At 61.7% G+C, this 17,837-nt stretch carries 11 protein-coding genes; 7 read left to right on the top strand and 4 right to left on the bottom strand.

The annotated features are described in order from the left end of the window. Positions 1–776 precede the first annotated feature (776 nt). From EC919_RS14130 to EC919_RS14110, 5 genes are all read left to right on the top strand, one after another. A complete protein-coding gene (locus EC919_RS14130; protein ID WP_133775406.1) occupies positions 777–1,760 on the top strand; it encodes a LacI family DNA-binding transcriptional regulator in 984 nt (327 codons plus the stop codon). Positions 1,761–1,865: 105 nt separating this feature from the next. Beyond that, positions 1,866–2,687 (top strand): sugar phosphate isomerase/epimerase family protein, encoded by an 822-nt coding sequence (locus EC919_RS14125; RefSeq protein ID WP_133774875.1) that lies wholly within the window; start codon positions 1,866–1,868, stop codon positions 2,685–2,687. Then, positions 2,680–3,645: a sugar kinase gene (locus tag EC919_RS14120; RefSeq protein ID WP_133774873.1), complete on the top strand. Its 966-nt coding sequence runs from the start codon at positions 2,680–2,682 to the stop codon at positions 3,643–3,645. The genes EC919_RS14125 and EC919_RS14120 overlap by 8 nt, the downstream gene beginning before the upstream one ends. A gap of 70 nt (positions 3,646–3,715) precedes the next feature. Next, positions 3,716–5,032: an MFS transporter gene (locus EC919_RS14115; protein WP_133774871.1), complete on the top strand. Its 1,317-nt coding sequence runs from the start codon at positions 3,716–3,718 to the stop codon at positions 5,030–5,032. Positions 5,033–5,047: 15 nt separating this feature from the next. Continuing rightward, complete coding sequence (locus tag EC919_RS14110) at positions 5,048–6,028, top strand: 2-hydroxyacid dehydrogenase (RefSeq protein WP_133774869.1); 981 nt, start codon at positions 5,048–5,050, stop codon at positions 6,026–6,028. 497 nt (positions 6,029–6,525) lie between these two features. On the opposite strand, the gene EC919_RS14105 is transcribed toward EC919_RS14110, so the two are convergent. Beyond that, positions 6,526–8,151, bottom strand: a complete 1,626-nt coding sequence (locus tag EC919_RS14105) for a methyl-accepting chemotaxis protein (RefSeq protein WP_133774868.1) — start codon at positions 8,149–8,151, stop codon at positions 6,526–6,528. 409 nt (positions 8,152–8,560) lie between these two features. On the opposite strand from EC919_RS14105, the gene EC919_RS14100 reads away from it, so the two are divergent. Next, positions 8,561–8,824, top strand: coding sequence for a DUF1652 domain-containing protein (locus EC919_RS14100; RefSeq protein ID WP_432213817.1), 264 nt, complete (start codon positions 8,561–8,563; stop codon positions 8,822–8,824). Between the two features lie 18 nt (positions 8,825–8,842). On the opposite strand, the gene EC919_RS14095 is transcribed toward EC919_RS14100, so the two are convergent. Further along, positions 8,843–11,284 carry a UvrD-helicase domain-containing protein gene (locus EC919_RS14095; RefSeq protein ID WP_243842271.1) on the bottom strand — a complete coding sequence of 814 codons (2,442 nt, stop codon included), beginning with the start codon at positions 11,282–11,284 and terminating at the stop codon, positions 8,843–8,845. Positions 11,285–11,657: 373 nt separating this feature from the next. On the opposite strand from EC919_RS14095, the gene EC919_RS14090 reads away from it, so the two are divergent. Further along, on the top strand, positions 11,658–12,353 hold the full coding sequence (locus tag EC919_RS14090) for a pirin family protein (protein ID WP_133774866.1): 696 nt from the start codon (positions 11,658–11,660) through the stop codon (positions 12,351–12,353). Between the two features lie 839 nt (positions 12,354–13,192). Here the strand turns inward: EC919_RS14090 and pgm are convergent. Together pgm and EC919_RS14080 are read right to left on the bottom strand one after the other, a co-directional pair. Next, positions 13,193–14,836, bottom strand: coding sequence for a phosphoglucomutase (alpha-D-glucose-1,6-bisphosphate-dependent) (gene pgm / locus EC919_RS14085; RefSeq protein ID WP_133774864.1), 1,644 nt, complete (start codon positions 14,834–14,836; stop codon positions 13,193–13,195). 174 nt (positions 14,837–15,010) lie between these two features. After that, the gene (locus tag EC919_RS14080) at positions 15,011–17,281 is read right to left on the bottom strand and encodes an ATP-dependent DNA helicase (RefSeq protein WP_133775403.1); all 2,271 of its coding nucleotides are present in this window, start codon (positions 17,279–17,281) and stop codon (positions 15,011–15,013) included. Positions 17,282–17,837: the final 556 nt, after the last annotated feature.

Genomic DNA, 17,837 nt, shown 5'->3' with positions numbered 1-17,837 from the left:
CTGTCCTGACGGCGCTCTCGCGGCATCCATGCCGCTCGGCCCACTGCGCGTCGTCTGCGTTCGGCCTGCACCCAAGTCGCGTTTAGCGGTGACTGGACTTGTTGTGTACGAAGATCAAACGCAGATCAAAAGCAGATCAAACGCTTCCCGGCTGAAGCCGGTCCTACTCCGAGAATTCGGTCTGTGTGAGCCGGCTTGCTGGCGAATGCATTCTGTCAGTCACTCTATTCATACCTGACCCACCGCTTTCGCCAGCAAGCCGGCTCCTACGGTGAAATCGCGTTCCCCCAGTGGGATCGGCTTCAGCCGGGAAGCAGCCCTGGCGCAGCGCCGATGCGGGCGCTGGCGCTTTTGCTTTTGATCTTCATGCGGAAAAGGGTCAGTCACCGCCCATCGCGACTTGGGTGCAGGCTGAACGCAGGTTTCGCGGAGTGGGCCGAGCCGCATGGATGCGGCGAGAGCGCCGTCAGGACATGGATGTCCGTTCGGCGCGGGCCCACGGAGCGAGACCTGCGTGAAGGAACCCTGAGGAACGAAGGGACCAACCGAGAGCAAGCACCCTTGGTTACTTGGGGTGCTTTTCCAAGTAACTCGCCGAAGGCGAAATATCTGCCGTCAGGCAGATGCCTTTAACAGCGTATTGACGCCCACAAAGATCTGGTGTCTCCTGAAACCGGTTTCAGAGCCAAATAGCTCTCCCCATTAAGCCTGCTGATAAATCCAATAAGGTCCAGGCCGTGAACAGCATTTCCATACCAACGCGCACCCGCGTCACCATGAACGACGTCGCCGACCTCGCCGGCGTCTCCAAGGCCAGCGTCTCGCGCTTCATCGGCGATGACCGCCAACTGCTGTCCGAAGCCATCGCCAAACGCATCGAACAGGCCATCGACACCCTCGGCTATCGCCCCAATCAAATGGCCCGCGGCCTTAAACGCGGCCGCACCCGCCTGATCGGCATGCTCGTCGCCGACATCCGCAACCCCTACTCCATTGCCGTCATGCACGGCGTCGAAACGGCCTGCCGCAAGCACGGCTACAGCCTCGTCGTGTGCAACACCGACCGCGACGACGAACAGGAACGCCTGCACCTCGCCGCCCTGCGCTCGTACAACATCGAAGGCCTGATCGTGAACACCCTCGGCCATCACCTCGACGAACTGCGCGAATTGCACAGCGAACTGCCGATGGTCCTGGTGGACCGCAAGGTTGATGAACTGCACAGCGACCTCGTCGGCCTCGACAACGTCGCAGCGGTCCGGCAGGCGCTGGATCATCTGCAGGACGCCGGTTATCGCGACGTGCTCATGGTCACCGAACCCCAGGACGGCACCAGTTCACGGATCGAGCGGGTGGAGGCCTTCAAACAACAGATCGCCGAGCGAACCGACATGGGTGGCCAGGTCTGCGAAACCGGCGACTCGTTGCGCGGCCGGTTGCACGACTTCCTTGCTCAACAAGGTCCCGGCCCCAAAGCGCTGTTCACCGCCAACGGCGTCGCTACCCTGATCACCACCCGCAAGCTGCATGAACTGGGCTGCCACCTGTTCAACGACATCGGGCTGATCGCCCTCGACGAACTGGACTGGTACCCGCTGGTCGGCAGCGGCATCACCTCCCTCGCCCAACCCACCCATGAAATGGGCATCACCGCGTTCGAATGCCTGCTCAATCGACTGCGCGGCGATCAGGAGCCGGTGCGTCTGTACGACTTCCCCGCGCAGTTGATCGCGCGGGGATCGACCCGACGACAGACCTGACAGACGCGAACATGTACCGCAGGTCAGACCCTGCACGCCGACGCGAACTTTTACCCGGTTCGCTCGTTCGAACAAAAATGTAACCGGTTTCAGAGGACAATAATAATGACCCTACCATCCGTTGCCATCAGCCTCGGCGCCTTCGGTGCCGATCTAGTGCGAGCCCAAGGCCAGGCCAGTTTTATCCCCCTGCTGGTCGGTGCCGGCGTCAGGCGCATCGAGCTGCGGGAAGAGCTGTTCAGCCCCGGCGTCGATCATCAGGACTTCCCTGCACTCGCCCGCGCCATTCAGGCCCAAGGCCTGGAATGCCTGTACTCGGCGCCCCTTGAGCTGTGGCTCGAAGGCGACCGTCAACCGAACCCCGAACTTAAACCAACCCTTGAACGCGCCAGCGCCTGCGGGGCGTTCTGGCTCAAAGTGTCGCTGGGGCATTTTGGCGAGCACTGCGACGTCGCTGCGTTGGCCGATCGTCTTGCGCCCTACGACGTTCACCTGCTGGTGGAAAACGACCAGACCGAGCAAGGCGGCCGCATCGAGCCCTTCGTGCAGTTCTTCGCGCAGATCACGGCGCTGCAAATGCCCATCGGCATGACCTTCGACATCGGCAACTGGCGCTGGCAGGAACAGTCCGCCCGCGACGCCGCCCAGCAGCTGGGCCGTTACGTCGAATACCTGCACTGCAAAGCAATCACTCGGAACGCGGCTGGCAAGCTCATCGCCGTGCCGCCAGCGTCAATCGACCTGCAAGAGTGGGAATTGCTCATCCAGCACATGCCGCTAAACCTGCCCCGCGCCGTTGAATACCCGCTGCAAGGCGACGACTTGCTTCAGGTGACCCGCGAGCAGGTTGCGCTGCTCGCCCGCCTCGGCCAGTCGCAATCAGCGCAGACCAGCCACAAGGAAACGGAGGCGCTGAGCCATGTCTGAGATCGATATTCTGTCCTTCGGCGAAACCATGACCATGCTGGTGGCCGAACAAACCGGCGACCTGGCCCAGGTGCGTCACTTCGAGAAACGCATTGCCGGCGCCGACAGCAACGTGGCCATCGGTCTGTCGCGGCTGGGCTTCAAAGTGGCGTGGCTGAGCCGGGTCGGCAACGACTCCATGGGCCGCTTCGTCACCGACAGCCTGCAACAGGAAGGCGTCGATTGTGCCCACGTCACCGTGGACGCCGCGCACCCCACCGGCTTTCAGTTCAAATCCCTGGAGCTGGAAGGCGCCGACCCGGTGGTCGAGTATTTCCGTCGGGGTTCGGCGGCCAGTCACCTGTCGGTCAACGACATCGTCCCCGAGCTGCTAAAGGCAAGGCACCTGCACGCCACCGGCATTCCTGCGGCACTGTCCGACACCTGCCGGGAGCTTTCCCACGTGTTAATGACGCAAATGCGCGACGCCGGTCGCAGCGTGTCGTTCGACCCGAATCTGCGGCCTTCGCTGTGGTCGAGCCAGGCGACGATGATCCGTGAAGTAAACCACCTCGCCAGCCACGCCCATTGGGTCATGCCGGGGCTGGCCGAGGGTGAATTGCTCACCGGTTTTGACACCCCGGCTGACATCGCCCGCTTCTACCTGGACATGGGCGTCGAGGCAGTGATCATCAAACTCGGCGCCAAGGGTGCGTATTACCGCACCCAGCTCAATGAGGCGTTCTTGCCCGGCGTGCCGGTGGCCAACGTGGTCGACACCGTGGGCGCAGGCGATGGATTCGCCGTCGGTGTGATCAGCGCACTGCTGGAAAACCTCGGGTTCGAACAGGCCACTGCCCGTGGCAACTGGGTGGGCAGCCAGGCCGTACAAAGCCGTGGCGACATGGAAGGCCTGCCCACCCGCGCCGCCCTCGATACCGCCAACGTCTCGGCAGGCGCGCGACGACAGAGCGCCTGAAGCTCGCTTTTACACACACCGAACCTCCATCACCTGCTGCGACAAAAACAACATGCTCAGGGAGCCTGAAATGGAAAAGCTGCTCGAATCCGTGAAACACGCCGGCCTCAAACGTCGCTGGCTATTGATCATGCCCATCGTCTTCATCACCTACAGCCTGGCATATCTGGACCGCGCCAACTACGGCTTCGCCGCCGCCTCGGGGATGGCCGAAGACCTGCACATCACGCCCGGCATGTCGTCCTTGCTGGGTGCGTTGTTCTTCCTCGGTTACTTCTTCTTTCAGGTGCCCGGCGCGATCTACGCGCAGAAGAAGAGCGTCAAAAAACTCATCTTCGTCAGCCTGATTCTGTGGGGCGGCCTGGCCACCCTGACCGGCATCGTGTCCAACGCCTACATGCTGATCGGCATCCGCTTCATGCTCGGAGTGGTCGAAGCGGCGGTGATGCCAGCGATGCTGGTGTACCTGTGCTACTGGTTCACCAAAGCCGAACGCTCCCGCGCCAACACCGTGCTGATTCTCGGCAACCCGGTGACGATGCTGTGGATGTCGGTGGTGTCCGGTTATCTGGTCGCACACTTCAGCTGGCGCTGGATGTTCATCGTCGAAGGCCTGCCGGCAGTGATCTGGGCCTTCATCTGGTGGCGTCTGGTGGACGAGCGTCCGGCCCAGGCCAAGTGGCTGACCGCAGAAGAAAAGACCGAACTGCAAGCACGCCTCGACGCCGAACAGGTCGGCATCAAGCCGGTGAAAAACTACGCCGAAGCCTTCCGTTCGCCACGGGTACTGCTACTGGCCGCGCAGTATTTCTGCTGGAGCATCGGCGTTTACGGCTTCGTGCTGTGGCTGCCGACCATCATCAAGAAAGGCATGCAGATGGACATGGTCGAAGCCGGCTGGCTCTCGGCCCTGCCGTATCTGGCGGCCGTGATCGGTATGGTGCTGGTGTCGTGGGCATCGGACAAAACCCAGAAGCGCAAAGCGTTTGTCTGGCCGCCGCTGCTGCTGGCGGCTGTTGCGTTTTATGGTTCCTACGCGCTGGGCACCGAGCACTTCTGGTGGTCGTACTCGCTGCTGGTGATTGCCGGCGCCTGCATGTACGCACCTTACGGTCCGTTCTTCGCCATCGTCCCGGAAATCCTTCCGGCCAACGTCGCGGGCGGCGCCATGGCATTGATCAACAGCCTCGGTGCGCTGGGTTCGTTCGCCGGCTCCTACCTCGTCGGTTACCTCAACGGCGTCACCGGCACCCTGAGCGCTTCGTACCTGTTCATGAGCGGCGCGCTGCTGGTGTCGGTGGTGCTGACGCTGCTGCTCAAGCCGGACAGCAAGGCCCAGCCCCTGAGCGACAAGCCCGGCGTTGGTCCTGCGCCTGCCCATTCCTGATCGGGAACCCTTTTGATGACGAACCATGTTGTGCTCTACAAGAAACTCTCGGCGCCGTTGATGCAGCGCCTGCAGGCCCACGCCGAGGTCACGCTGATCGATGATCCGAAATCCAGCGCCGGCCTGGCCCGCCTGCGCGACGCCCTGCCCCACGCCGATGCGCTGCTGGGCGCGAGCGTGAAGCTGGACGCCGGATTGCTGGACCTGGCGCCGACGCTCAAAGCGGTGTCCAGCGTCTCGGTGGGCGTCGATAACTACGACATTGACTACCTGACGCGGCGCGGCATTCTGCTCACCAACACACCGGATGTGCTCACCGAAACCACCGCCGACACCGGTTTTGCGCTGATCATGGCTACTGCGCGGCGCGTGGTGGAGCTGGCGAACATGGTTCGCGACGGGCAGTGGAAGCAGAACATCGGGCCGCAGCATTTTGGTTCCGACGTGCATGGCAAGACGCTGGGCATCATCGGCATGGGCCGGATTGGCGAGGCGGTGGCGCAACGGGGCCATTTCGGTTTCGGGATGCCGGTGCTCTATCACAGCCACTCACCGAAGCCGGCGGTGGAAGCGCGGTTTGATGCACGCTATCGCAGCCTGGAAGACCTGTTGCGCGAGGCTGATTTCGTCTGCCTGACCGTGCCGCTGACCGCTGAAACCCAGGGGCTTATTGGCACGGAACAATTTGCGCTGATGCGCCCGGAGACCATCTTCATCAACATTGCCCGGGGCAAGGTGGTGGACGAGCAGGCGCTGATTGCCGCGCTGCAGAACGGCCAGATTCGCGCGGCGGGTCTGGATGTCTTTGAGCAGGAGCCCGTGAACCCGGACTCGCCGCTGTTGAAGATGGACAACGTGGTGGCGACGCCGCACATGGGCTCGGCGACTCACGAGACCCGCGAGGCCATGGCCCGCTGTGCCGTGGACAATCTGCTGGCGGCCCTGGCGGGCGAGCGACCGAAGGATCTGGTCAACCCAGCTGCCTGGCGCGGTTGAAGATCCAGACGGTAGGAGCCAGCTCGAGCACGGACACAAAACTGTAGGAGCGCGCTTGCCCGCGAAAGCATTGGGTCAAACCACGCCGTTGTCACAGACCCGCCGCCTTCGCGACCGTCGTAACCTCCGATGGCTCCTACAGGATAATGTGCGTTCGACGCCGTGAAATGATGAGCCGAAGAATCAACCCGGAGCAGGCTTGCGGCGGGCCGCGATCGGACGAATCCGCTGGGCCAGGCTAAATGGCTGGCGCTGGGAGATCGCATTCGCGGGCAAGCGCGCTCCTACAGTGGACCTGCGCAACGCAAGCAATCGCCGGCGCACACAAAATCCGCAGGAGCAGGCTTGCGGCGGGCCGCGATCGGACGAATCCGCTGGGCCAGGCTAAATGGCTGGCGCTGGCAGATCGCATTCGCGGGCAAGCGCGCTCCTACAATGGACCTGCGCAACGCAAGCAATCGCCGGCGCACACAAAATCCCGGCGTGCGCCGTCTGCGTCAAATCACAAACCGCCCCACCATGGCTTTCAGATCCACCGCCAGCCGCGACAGCTCATGGCTGGCGGCGCTGGTCTGGTTCGCGCCCGCCGCTGTTTGCGCGGCGAGGTCGCGGATATTGACCAGATTGCGGTCCACCTCCCTCGACACCTGCGCCTGCTCTTCAGATGCACTGGCGATGACCAGGTTGCGTTCGTTGATCTGCGCAATGGCTTCAGTGATCAGCTCCAGTGCATCACCCGCCGAACTGGCCAGGCTCAGCGTCGTACGGGTGCTATCGGTGTTGCGCGACATGGATTGCACGGCGTCGCCGGTGCGGGTCTGAATGCCGGCAACCATCTGTTCGATTTCCGTGGTCGATTGCGCGGTGCGGTGGGCCAGCGCGCGAACTTCGTCGGCAACCACGGCAAACCCGCGACCCGCCTCCCCCGCACGGGCGGCTTCGATGGCGGCGTTGAGCGCCAACAGGTTGGTCTGCTCGGCAATCGAGCCGATCACGTCCAGCACCTTGCCGATGTCACGGCCCTGAGCCGCCAGACCTTCGACCAACCCGGAAGTGGCCTGGATTTGCTGGGTCATGTCCTGAATCGACTTCACCGTCTCGACCACCCGATCACGGCCCTGACGCGCGGCCTGATTGGACTGCTTTGAAGCTTCGGACGTCGACACCGCGTTGCGCGCAACCTCCTCGACGGCGGCGGTCATCTCGTTGACGGCCGTTGCCGCCTGCTCGATCTCATTGTTCTGCTGCTGTAAACCGCGCGAGGACTCTTCCGTCACCGCGCTCAGTTCCTCGGCCGCCGACGCCAATTGCGTGGACGAGCCGGAAATCAGCTCGATGGTCTGACGCAGATTGCGCTGCATCGTTGCCAGGGCGCGCAACAGCTGGGTCGCTTCGTCCTTGCCGTCGACCTCGATGGGGCGGGTCAGATCGCCCGATGAAATCTCTTCTGCGGCGCGAACCGCTCGGGTCATAGGGTTGACGATACTTCGGGTGAGCAACCACGCGAGCAGTATCGTCAGCAGCACGGAGGCAACCGAAACAGCGATGATGCTCACGTTGGCGCTGTCGTATTCCTGCCTGGAAACCGCCGCTGCATTGCTGGCGCCTTTCTTGTTGATAACAATCAATTGATTGATCTGAACACCCATGAGGTCGGTGGCCTCTTTCATACGGGTGTTTATCATTGCACGCATTTCTTCGGTCTTGTCCTGACGCGACAAGTCCAGCACCTTGGCCTGAACATCAAGGAACGTTGCAAGTGTTGCTTCAAACTGGTTGTACACCGCTAGCTCTTCGCCATCCGCCGGCAGCGCTGCGTAGTTTTTCTTGGCGTTCTGCAACTTGCCGATCAGTTCGGCAATGCGCGCCTCGGTTTCACGCAGCGACGCAGGCTCACGGTTGACCAGGGTGCGGAAGGAGGTGATGCGTAACCGCAAACTGTTCTCCAGCATCTCGCTCAGGCTGGCGATACTGGGCAGTTGGTTGGACTCCATGTCGATGGTGGCCTGGCGAATCGCCGCCATCCGGTTGACCGAGAAAACGCTCAAGCCAATGAGCAGTGCGGCAATGAACGCGAATCCCAGAAATGCGCGAGGCGCAATGTTCATGTTTCTTATCGACATGGATGATCTCTCTTAAAGGCTGATGCTGCGTCGAGTCTTTTTATTGACGCTCGTCCTGCTATCGGCCGTTACCTAATATTCATGCGGGCACTTTAAGCATTTAGGGACCTATGTTTCCGCCCACTTACTTCGTACCAAATCTTTTAGATAGCTATAACGATTCAGCTCGAGTTAAAACATGCACCTGGATATAAGCGCTCAATGACAAAGATCAATGAAACATGAAATTCTCAGTTATGCAGGATTTATTTCCCGACACTGTCAGAACTCGGTGCTACCTTTACCTGACTCGTGGTCTGCGGGCCAGGCTTGCTCAAGCGACGTGTCGATCGCTGCCGAAGCCTGGACAGACCTGCCGTTTTCCTACCCTGCGGAGCTTGTGAAGTGCTTGATTGAACGAGGTGGGTCCATGAACAAAGTCACGTTTCCGAACGCCTGCCAGCTGATGCGCTGGCATTTTCATCCGGTGGGCTTCGAAGCCAACATGGATGCGCCCGGCAGCATGGTGGCCCGTCTTTTTGACCGGGCCAGCGGCGAGACCATCATTGCCATCGCCGCCATCCCATGCGCCACCGTGATGAACGCGACGGACGTGGAGCGCATCATCGAGGCCATCGAACTGGAGGTCGAGACCTTCATTCCGAGGCGCTCGCTTTACCTCAACCGGGCCTGAGGGCCTGGGCGTCCTGCCCTATTCCACTGACGTGCCGAGTGAAGTGCTCAACGAAGTACTGAGTGACCCCGCGCCTCGGCGATCATCGAAGAACGGTTTTTCCCCTGCAACCCTCGCCGAGGCACGCGGTATATTCCCATCGTCAGTGCCTGCAGCGTCGATGAACCAGTAGCAGTGGCGAACGGCGCGGGTGATTGCCACATAGGCCAGACGCAACACTTCATCTTTCTGCGCATTGTCGAACGCTTCCAGATCCCCTTCCCGCCCCAGACCGGCCAGCTGATAGACCTGATTCTTGTACGGCGATTGCGTCAGATGCTGACAATCACCGAGCAGAAACACGGCGTCGGCCTGTAGGCCCTTGGCACTGTGGTAGGTCAGTTGTTTCAGGCGTCGTTCATGGGGCGGCAGCCGGTAATCGGCATCGGCAAGGGCCTGCAAGGCTTCCGGCAAGCGGCTGCGTTCGCTGCCTTTGCGGTACAGCAGCAGCACCGAGTCGCCGGCGTGGTAGTGCTCGGTCAGGCTCGCCAGCAAACGGTCATCGTCGCGATCCAGCACGGTCACTGGCAGCAGCTCCTGCTCCGGGCCGCTGGCGCGGGCCTTCTTCCCGCTGATCCCCGGCGCGGCGCGCACGATGTGCTCGGCGGCGTCGATGATGTGCTGATGACTGCGAAAGTTATCGCTGAGCATGACCTTGGTGGTCGCGGGCGAGGAAAACTCCTTGGCAAACTCCATGAAGAATTTCGGCGAACTGCCGCGCCAGCCGTAGATCGACTGCCAGTCATCGCCCACGCACAGCAGCGATGAACGCTGGGCACCGCGCCCGACATGCAGCGCCGGGCCGCGACTGCGGATCTCGCGCAGACTGGCGCGGATCCACGAGACAATCTGCGGCGAGACGTCTTGAAACTCATCGATCATCAGGTGCGACAGCGGCCGCAGCCCGGCATCGCTGACCAGCTTGAGGTTTTCGGGCGAGTTTTCACCGAACAGCGAGAACATACGGTTATAGGTCATCACCGGCGGCGACTGATCCAGCAAGTGATTCTCGAAGGCCTTCCAGAACAGGCTCAGCGCTTCGAAGAAAAACCGGTCGGGGTCCTGATCGGAAAAGCGCATCTGCGCCACAGCGTCCGGCACGTCCAGCCCGAGGTTTTCGATGAAGCTGGCAGCGGCGACAAAACAGTCCAGCAGCGGCGCGGCGCTCAGCTCGCCTTTGACTTTGTAATCGAAGCCCGGCCCGGCCACCGCCGCGCCGGACAACGACTGCATCATCCCGCGCGAGGCCTGGTAGTTTTCCAGCCAGATGACCGGCTTGCGGCAGAACGCCTGGAACAGCGTGCGCTTGATCACCCACTCGGCCCACACCGGCAGCTTGGCGTCCGGGCGGCGCAGGTGCTGGTCTTCGCCGGGGTCGAAACCAAGGACGATCCAGGCATCCAGCTCGGCGGCATAACCGTGGACGTGAAAGGTCAGGCCGCTGACTTCGACGGTCTGGCGCATCGGCTCGACGCCCTGGATCGGCCAGGCGCCAGCGCGAATCCACAGGTCCTCGATGACGTCGCACAACTCCTCGTCGCGCTTGGACGACAGGCCCATCACGGTGATGCGTTTCTGCACGTCCGGGTGATCGCGGTCCAGTTCCTTGAGTTGCAGGGACTGGCGGTACAAGGGCGCCATGACCTCGCGAAAACGCGGACTGGCGGCGTACAAATCCCGGTAGCACAGGTTCAACTGTTGGCGCTGGGCGTCATTGATGCGCAAGTCGAAGGGGTTGCTGTCGGCGCTGTCGTCGAACAACTGGCCGGACTGGCTGCTGAGGTTCTCGAACGCCTGCAACTGCTCAAAACCCGGCAGACTGCGCACCAGCGGCAGGATGCGTGAGTGAAAGGTACGCACCACTTCGCGGGCCTGACGCAGGGTCAGGTCGTGGCCCCACAGCGCCATGATCTCGATGAGCTTGTTGATGAAATCCTTGCGCGACTCGCGGGTGAAGGTCACCACGGTCATCGAGTCCAGCTCGAAGCTCAGGTAGTGGTTCAGCAGCAGTACGCGCAACACCAGCGAGGTCGACTTGCCGGCCCCGGCGCCGGCAATCACGTAGGTCGACGGGGTGTCGCTGAAAATCATCTTCCACTGCGCGGCGGTGGGTTGCGCGTGAGCGGGCAGTTTCTCGGCGACGTCGGCCTTGATGCGCTTTTTCAGCTCGTTGGTCAGGGGCAGGCGCCAATCGTCGAACAGGTGGTCGTCAACCCTCGGGCCACGGTGCTCAAGGAGCCGCGTGTCACGAATCACCAGCACCTGACGGCCTTCTTCGATGCCATCCAGATGACCTTCGGCGTAACCCTCGTTCATGCCCTCGGCATGGCCGTTGAGGTAGCCATCGGCGTGGCCCTGATGCCACGACGGCACGTGCTGCGCCTGGATGCGCGACAAGCCCCCGCCCATCAGCCGGGCCATCAGCCGTTTGAACAACGGCAGGCGTTCGGGGGGATTCAGGTCAGGCGGCAGTGGGTTTGGCTCGGTGGGTAGCTCGGCGGAAAAATCGTGCGGCACGCGGGCTCCAGGTATCAGCGTTTTCGACAGGGCGCCTATGGTCGCCCCATTCGTCTTTCAGCTCCAGTGAAATGCTTTGCCGTCAGGGAGTTAGCCGATAAAGGGCAGCGTGTTTATAACTTGCATGAACAGCTACACATCGAATTATCCGATTGCATTCATGCAGAACTTACGCTTTTTATCGATACTTGGTTAATAGATCATTGCCCCATCGACTGAGAAGTCATCACCAGCGGCGCCCTGCCACAGGCCCGGCCCTGCTACGGAGGAACTGATCATGCTGCAACTTCGACCTTTCAAATCCCTTGGCGGCGCAGACCACGGCTGGCTGAACGCCCATCACCATTTCTCGTTCGCCAGTTACTACGACGAGAGCCGGATGAACTGGGGCCAACTTCGGGTGTGGAACGATGACGTGATCGAAGCCGGCACGGGCTTCCCGCGTCACCCGCACCGGGACATGGAGATCATTACCTATGTGCGTGAAGGCGCCATCACTCACGAGGACAGCCTGGGCAACCGTGGCCGTACCGAAGCGGGCGATGTGCAGGTGATGAGTGCCGGCACAGGCGTGGCGCACAGTGAATACAATCTGGAGTCGAAAGAGACGCGGATTTTCCAGATCTGGATCATGCCGGACGAGGTCGGTGCTCCGCCGTCCTGGGGCGCCAAGCCATTCCCGAAAGGCGACCGCGAAGGCTTCGTGACGCTGGCCAGTGGCAAGGCGGACGATGATATCGAGCTGCGGATTCGGGCGAACGCCCGGTTGGTGGCGGCGAATCTGAAGGCGGGTGAGACGGCTGAATATGTGCTGGATGCGGGCCGTCGGGCCTATATGGTGCCTGCGACAGGTGTTATCGAGGTCAACGGTTTGCGTGCCGAAGCGCGGGACGGTGTAGCGGTTGAGGATGAGCGTGTGTTGCGGGTGACGGCCATTGAAGACAGCGAAATCGTCCTCGTGGATGTGGCTTAAAAAGCCGTAAATCAAGATCTAGATCAAGAGCGTCTGCCTGGGGGCAGACGTTTCGCCTGCGGCGAGTTACTTGGAAAAGCACCCCAAGTAACCAAGGGTGTTTGCTTCTGGCTTGGTTCCTCCTTCGTCGGAATTTCCTCACTCCGGTCCCGCTCCGTGGGCACGCGCCGAACGGACATCCCTGTCCTGACGGCGCTCTCGCCGCATCCATGCGGCTCGACCCACTCCGCGAAACCTGCGTTCAGCCTGCACTCAAGTCGCGATTGGCGGTGTTTGGGATTTTTGTGTTCAAAGATCAAGAGCAGATCAAGGGCTTCCCGGCTAAAGCCGGTCCTACAGTGGAGATCGTCGCCGCTCTTTCTGATCGTTCCCACGCTCCGCGTAGTGACGCCGCCCCGGACGCTCTGCGTCCTGCAGACGACGCGCGTCCAGTTTGGAGAAGTGACGCGGAGCGTCACGGGATGCATCCCCACGCGGAGCGAGGGAACGATCAAACCATAAGCTGACACGCCGCGCCCTTGTAGGACCGGCTTCAGCCGGGAAGCCTTTGATCTTGATCTTCGTACGCGATGGCTCAAACACCACAAATCGCGACTTGAGTGCAGGCTGAACGCAGGTTTCGCGGAGTGGGCCGAGCGACATGGATGCCGCGAGAGCCGCCCCCCGCCATGGATGGCGGATGGCGGCGGGCCCACGGAGCGAGACCGGAGTGAAGGAACCCTGACGAAGGAAGGGCCAAACCAGGAGCAAGCACCCTTGGTTACTTGGGGTGCTTTTCCAAGTAACTCGCCGAAGGCGAAATGTCTGCCCTTAGGCAGACGCTCTTGATCTACGTACCTTCAAGGCGCTATCGCACCGTCCACCAGCACCTGCGCCTCAGCCACCAGACGCTTCAGGTGATCCTCACCCTTGAAGCTCTCGGCATAGATCTTGTAAATATCCTCAGTCCCCGACGGCCGCGCGGCAAACCAGCCGTTCTCGGTAATGACCTTCAGGCCACCGATCGCCTGATCATTGCCCGGCGCCTTGCTCAGGATGCTTTCGATCTTCTCCCCCGCCAGCTCCGTCGACGTCACCTGCTCCGGCGACAGCTTGCTCAACAGCGCCTTCTGCTCGAAGTTGGCCTTCGCCTCGACGCGGGTCGACACCGGCTCGCCCAACTCATCGGTCAACGACTTGTACATCTCGCTCGGGTCACGGCCTTTACGCGCGCGGATTTCCGCGGCCAGCAATGCCGGGATCAAACCATCCTTGTCCGTCGTCCAGACCGTCCCGTCACGACGCAGGAACGACGCACCGGCACTCTCTTCACCGCCAAAGCCCAGCGAACCCTCGAACAACCCTTCGGCGAAAAACTTGAAGCCCACCGGCACTTCGTACAGACGGCGGCCCAGACGCCGGGTCACCCGATCAATCATCCCGCTGCTGACCACGGTCTTGCCTACAGCGGCATCCGAACGCCATTCAGGACGGTTCTGAAACAGATAATCAATGGACACCGCCAGATAATTGTTCGGCGCGAGCAAGCCACCGGTCGGCGTCACGATGCCGTGGCGGTCGTGGTCCGGGTCGCAGGCGAAGGCCACCTGGAAACGATCCTTCAGACCGATCAGGCTCTGCATCGCGAAATTGGACGACGGGTCCATGCGGATCTTGCCGTCCCAGTCCACGCTCATGAAGCGGAAAGTCGGATCGACGAACTTGTTCACCACTTCCAGATTCAGGCCGTAGTGCTCACCGATGGCCGACCAGTAATTCACGCCCGCCCCGCCCAACGGATCGACGCCCAGGTGCAGGTTGGCGCCACGGATGGCATCCATGTCGATGACGTTTTTCAGGTCCGCCACGTAGGTGTTGATGTAATCGTGGCGATGGGTGGTGTCGGCGCGCAGGGCTTTTTCGTAAGGGACGCGCTGGACGTTGACGAGGCGCTCGGCGAGCAATTCGTTGGCTTTGTTCTCGATCCACTTGGTGATGTGCGAATCAGCCGGGCCGCCGTTGGTGGGGTTGTACTTGAAGCCGCCACTTTCCGGCGGATTGTGCGAAGGCGTGATGACGATGCCGTCGGCCAGACCGGTGGTGCGCCCGCGGTTGTAGCAGATGATGGCGTGGGAGATCGCCGGCGTCGGGGTGTATTCGGCACCCTCGGAAATCATCACGTTGACGCCGTTGGCCGCCAGCACTTCCAGCGCCGAAGCGGCCGCCGGGGTCGACAGCGCATGGGTGTCGGCGCCGAGGAACAACGGGCCGTCGATGCCGTTGGCCTGGCGGTACAGGCAGATCGCCTGACTGATGGCCAGCACGTGCCACTCGTTGAAGCTCAATTCGAAAGAGCTGCCACGGTGCCCGGAGGTACCGAAGGCAACACGCTGGGTCGCCACCGACGCGTCGGGCTGGCCGGTGTAATAGGCCGTCACCAGACGAGGAAGATCGACCAGCAATTCTGCAGGCGCCAGTTTGCCCGCGAATGGACTGATACTCATGCGAAACCTCCGTGGATGAAAAATAGAAAAAGACAAAAAAGAAAAGGTCCCGACCCAGCGGGAAACCACCTGAAACGCCGCCTGAAATACCATTGGCGCGGCAGTTTACTGGCAGTTGGACCGTGGCGCTCGGCTATTGATCCGTAACGTCCTGAGACAATTAACAGACGCTGATCAGAGTTGCCACCACGCTGGCAACAGTTGCTGAATCTTGCGCTCGGCGAAACGATCGTCGATCAGCACGACTACCCCGCGATCCTCCACACCACGAATCACCCGGCCGGCGGCCTGCACCACTTTCTGCATGCCGGGATAGAGATAGGTGTAATCGTAACCGGCGCCGAATAACAGGCTCATGCGCTGTTTAAGTTGCTCGTTGACCGGGTTGATTTGCGCCAGCCCCAAGGTGGCAATGAACGCCCCGATCAACCGCGCGCCCGGCAAGTCGATGCCCTCGCCGAACGCGCCGCCGAGCACCGCAAAGCCGATGCCTTGGCTGGCCGGCGTAAAGCGCTCGAGAAAGGCCTGTCGTTCGGCCTCGGCCATGCCCCGGGATTGCTTCCACACCGGCACGGCCGGGTGGCTGCGCTCCATCAACTCGGCCACCTGCTGCAGGTAATCGAAGCTGCTGAAAAACGCCAGATAATTGCCCGGCCGCGCCTCGAACTGCCGCGCCATCAGCTCGACGATGGGCGCCAGCGACGCCTGCCGATGGGTGTAGCGGGTGGAAATCCGGCTGACAATTTCGACGTCCAGTTGAGAGCGTTGAAACGGCGACTCGACGTCGACCCACGCCGTGGTCTCAGGCAGGCCCAGCAAGTCACGATAGAAGTGCCGTGGATTGAGCGTCGCGGAGAACAGCACCGCACTGATCGCAGCGGTCAGGCGCGGACGCACGAAACCCGCCGGTACGACATTGCGCAGGCACAGGCGGGACAGCGACTTGCTGCCGAGCTCGCGCTTGCTGATGTCGAACAGGAAGTGCTCGTCGAACAGCTCGGCAATACGACCGAACTGGATCGCCTCGAAATAGAAGCTTTGCAGCTCGCCGTTGGCGGCGTGGGGGTGCTCGTTGAAATAGTCGCCGAACGCCGTGATGCACAGATTGAGGCTGTTGAGAAACTTGGCCGGTGTGGCGGCGTAGGCCTGGTAAGGCGCGACTTGCTCCTTGTGCAGGGCATTCCAGTCGCGGTTCAGCCGCTGCAAGGCTTTTTTCACCGGTTCCGGCGCGCTCTGCCGCACCTGGTTCATGCTGTGCTGATCGAGGGTCGCGCTGTACATCGACCGCGTCCGCTCAACCATGTTGTGGGCCTCGTCCACCAGCACCGCGACGCGCCACTGATTGAACTGACTGAGGCCGAACAGCATGCCGCTGAGGTCGAAATAGTAGTTGTAGTCGGCGATCACCACGTCCGACCAGCGCGCCAGTTCCTGACTGAGGTAATAGGGGCATACCTGATGATTCAGCGCGACCTCACGCACCCCCGCCTGATCGAGCCACGGCTTGATCATTGCCTCGCTCCGCGCTGCCGGTAGCCGGTCGTAAAAACCCTTGGCGAGCGGGCATGAATCGCCGTTGCAGGCTTTGTCCGGGTGTTCGCAGGCCTTGTCGCGCGCGACCATTTCCAGCACGCGCAGGCTCAGCTCCGGGGCACTGCGCCCAATCACGCTCAGCGCATCCAGCGCCAGCTTGCGTCCCGGGGTCTTGGCGGTCAGAAAAAACACCTTGTCCAGCTTGCGCGTCGGCGCGGCCTTGAGCATCGGGAACACCGTGCCGATGGTCTTGCCGATCCCCGTGGGCGCCTGGGCCATCAAACAGCGCCCGGTGCTGACCGCCTTGTACACCGACTCGGCCAACGCCCGCTGCCCGGTACGAAAATCGGCGTGGGGAAACTTCAAAGCGCTCAGCCCATGGTCACGGGCATCGCGGTGGGCCAGTTCCTGCCGCGCCCACTGCAGAAAGATCCCCGCCTGAGTTTCGAAAAACCCCTGCAACTCGGCTGCCGTGAAACGCTGCTGAATGAGCGTTTCCTGCTCACTGATGATGTTGAAATACACCAGCGCCAGATTGACCTCGGCCAGTTGCAACTGCTGGCAAAGCAGCCAGCCATAGACTTTCGCCTGGGCCCAGTGCAGGTGCCGGTGGTTGGCGGGCAGGCTGCTCAGGTCGCCGCGGTAGGTCTTGATCTCCTCAAGCTGGTTCAGCGCAGCGTCGTAGCCATCCGCCCTGCCCCGAATCCTCAGCTCATGAAACATCCCGCTCAACGCCACTTCGGACTGATACTGCGGCCCCCGCCGCGCCGCCACCGTCCGATGCCCGGCAATCCCCTCCTGCGCCGTGGGCGACGGCGTAAACCGCAAATCCAGATCCCCCGCCTTCGCCGTAAACTCACACAACTCCCGCACCGCGACCCGATAACCCGATTCCGGATCGACAGCCGCCACCGCCGCAGGCTCGACAGGAGCTGCGCGGGTATCGGGGGAAATGCTGGAAATGGAAGTCACTAAAAGGGCTGGCCGTCGATCGGAACACTGGACGGACGTACAGATAACAGCTCAACGCAGTCGAGGCAATCGGAAATGGATTGGCGGACAGATTTCGGCGCAGAGCGCCATGGGATGCGTTCCCACGCGGAGCGTGGGAACGATCAAGAGCCGGTCCTACTGTAGGAACTCAGTCTGTGGGAGCCGGCTTGCTGGCGAATGCATTAAGTCAGTCACTTTATTCATACCTGACCCTCCGCTTTCGCCAGCAAGCCGGCTCCTACAGTAAAATCGCGTTCACCCTGTGGGACCGGCTTCAGCCGGGAAGCTGTTGATTCGCTTTAGATCTTGATCTTCATACGCAAAAAACACAGACACCGCCAAACGCGACTTGGGTGCAGGCTGAACACAGGTCTCGCTGCGTGGGCCGAGCGGCATGGATGCCGCGAGAGCCGCCCCCCGCCATGGATGGCGGATGGCGGCGGGCCCACGGAGCGAGACCGGAGTGAAGGAACCC

Origin of the sequence: Pseudomonas graminis, from assembly GCF_004364335.1 — a bacterium.
In the GTDB taxonomy this organism is placed as follows: Bacteria; Pseudomonadota; Gammaproteobacteria; order Pseudomonadales; family Pseudomonadaceae; genus Aquipseudomonas; species Aquipseudomonas graminis_D.
Note: the sequence above shows the minus strand (reverse complement) of the source record. Positions and strands in the feature narration are given on the sequence as shown.

Excerpts from the sequence above, each read along its gene's own strand:
- EC919_RS14130 (WP_133775406.1), top strand. The coding sequence starts at position 777 with ATGAACGACGTCGCCGACCTCGCCGGCGTCTCCAAGGCCAGCGTCTCG.
- EC919_RS14125 (WP_133774875.1), top strand. The coding sequence starts at position 1,866 with ATGACCCTACCATCCGTTGCCATCAGCCTCGGCGCCTTCGGTGCCGAT.
- EC919_RS14120 (WP_133774873.1), top strand. The coding sequence starts at position 2,680 with ATGTCTGAGATCGATATTCTGTCCTTCGGCGAAACCATGACCATGCTG.
- EC919_RS14115 (WP_133774871.1), top strand. The coding sequence starts at position 3,716 with ATGGAAAAGCTGCTCGAATCCGTGAAACACGCCGGCCTCAAACGTCGC.
- EC919_RS14110 (WP_133774869.1), top strand. The coding sequence starts at position 5,048 with ATGACGAACCATGTTGTGCTCTACAAGAAACTCTCGGCGCCGTTGATG.
- EC919_RS14105 (WP_133774868.1), bottom strand. The coding sequence starts at position 8,151 with ATGTCGATAAGAAACATGAACATTGCGCCTCGCGCATTTCTGGGATTC.
- EC919_RS14100 (WP_432213817.1), top strand. The coding sequence starts at position 8,561 with ATGAACAAAGTCACGTTTCCGAACGCCTGCCAGCTGATGCGCTGGCAT.
- EC919_RS14095 (WP_243842271.1), bottom strand. The coding sequence starts at position 11,284 with ATGGCCCGGCTGATGGGCGGGGGCTTGTCGCGCATCCAGGCGCAGCAC.
- EC919_RS14090 (WP_133774866.1), top strand. The coding sequence starts at position 11,658 with ATGCTGCAACTTCGACCTTTCAAATCCCTTGGCGGCGCAGACCACGGC.
- pgm (WP_133774864.1), bottom strand. The coding sequence starts at position 14,836 with ATGAGTATCAGTCCATTCGCGGGCAAACTGGCGCCTGCAGAATTGCTG.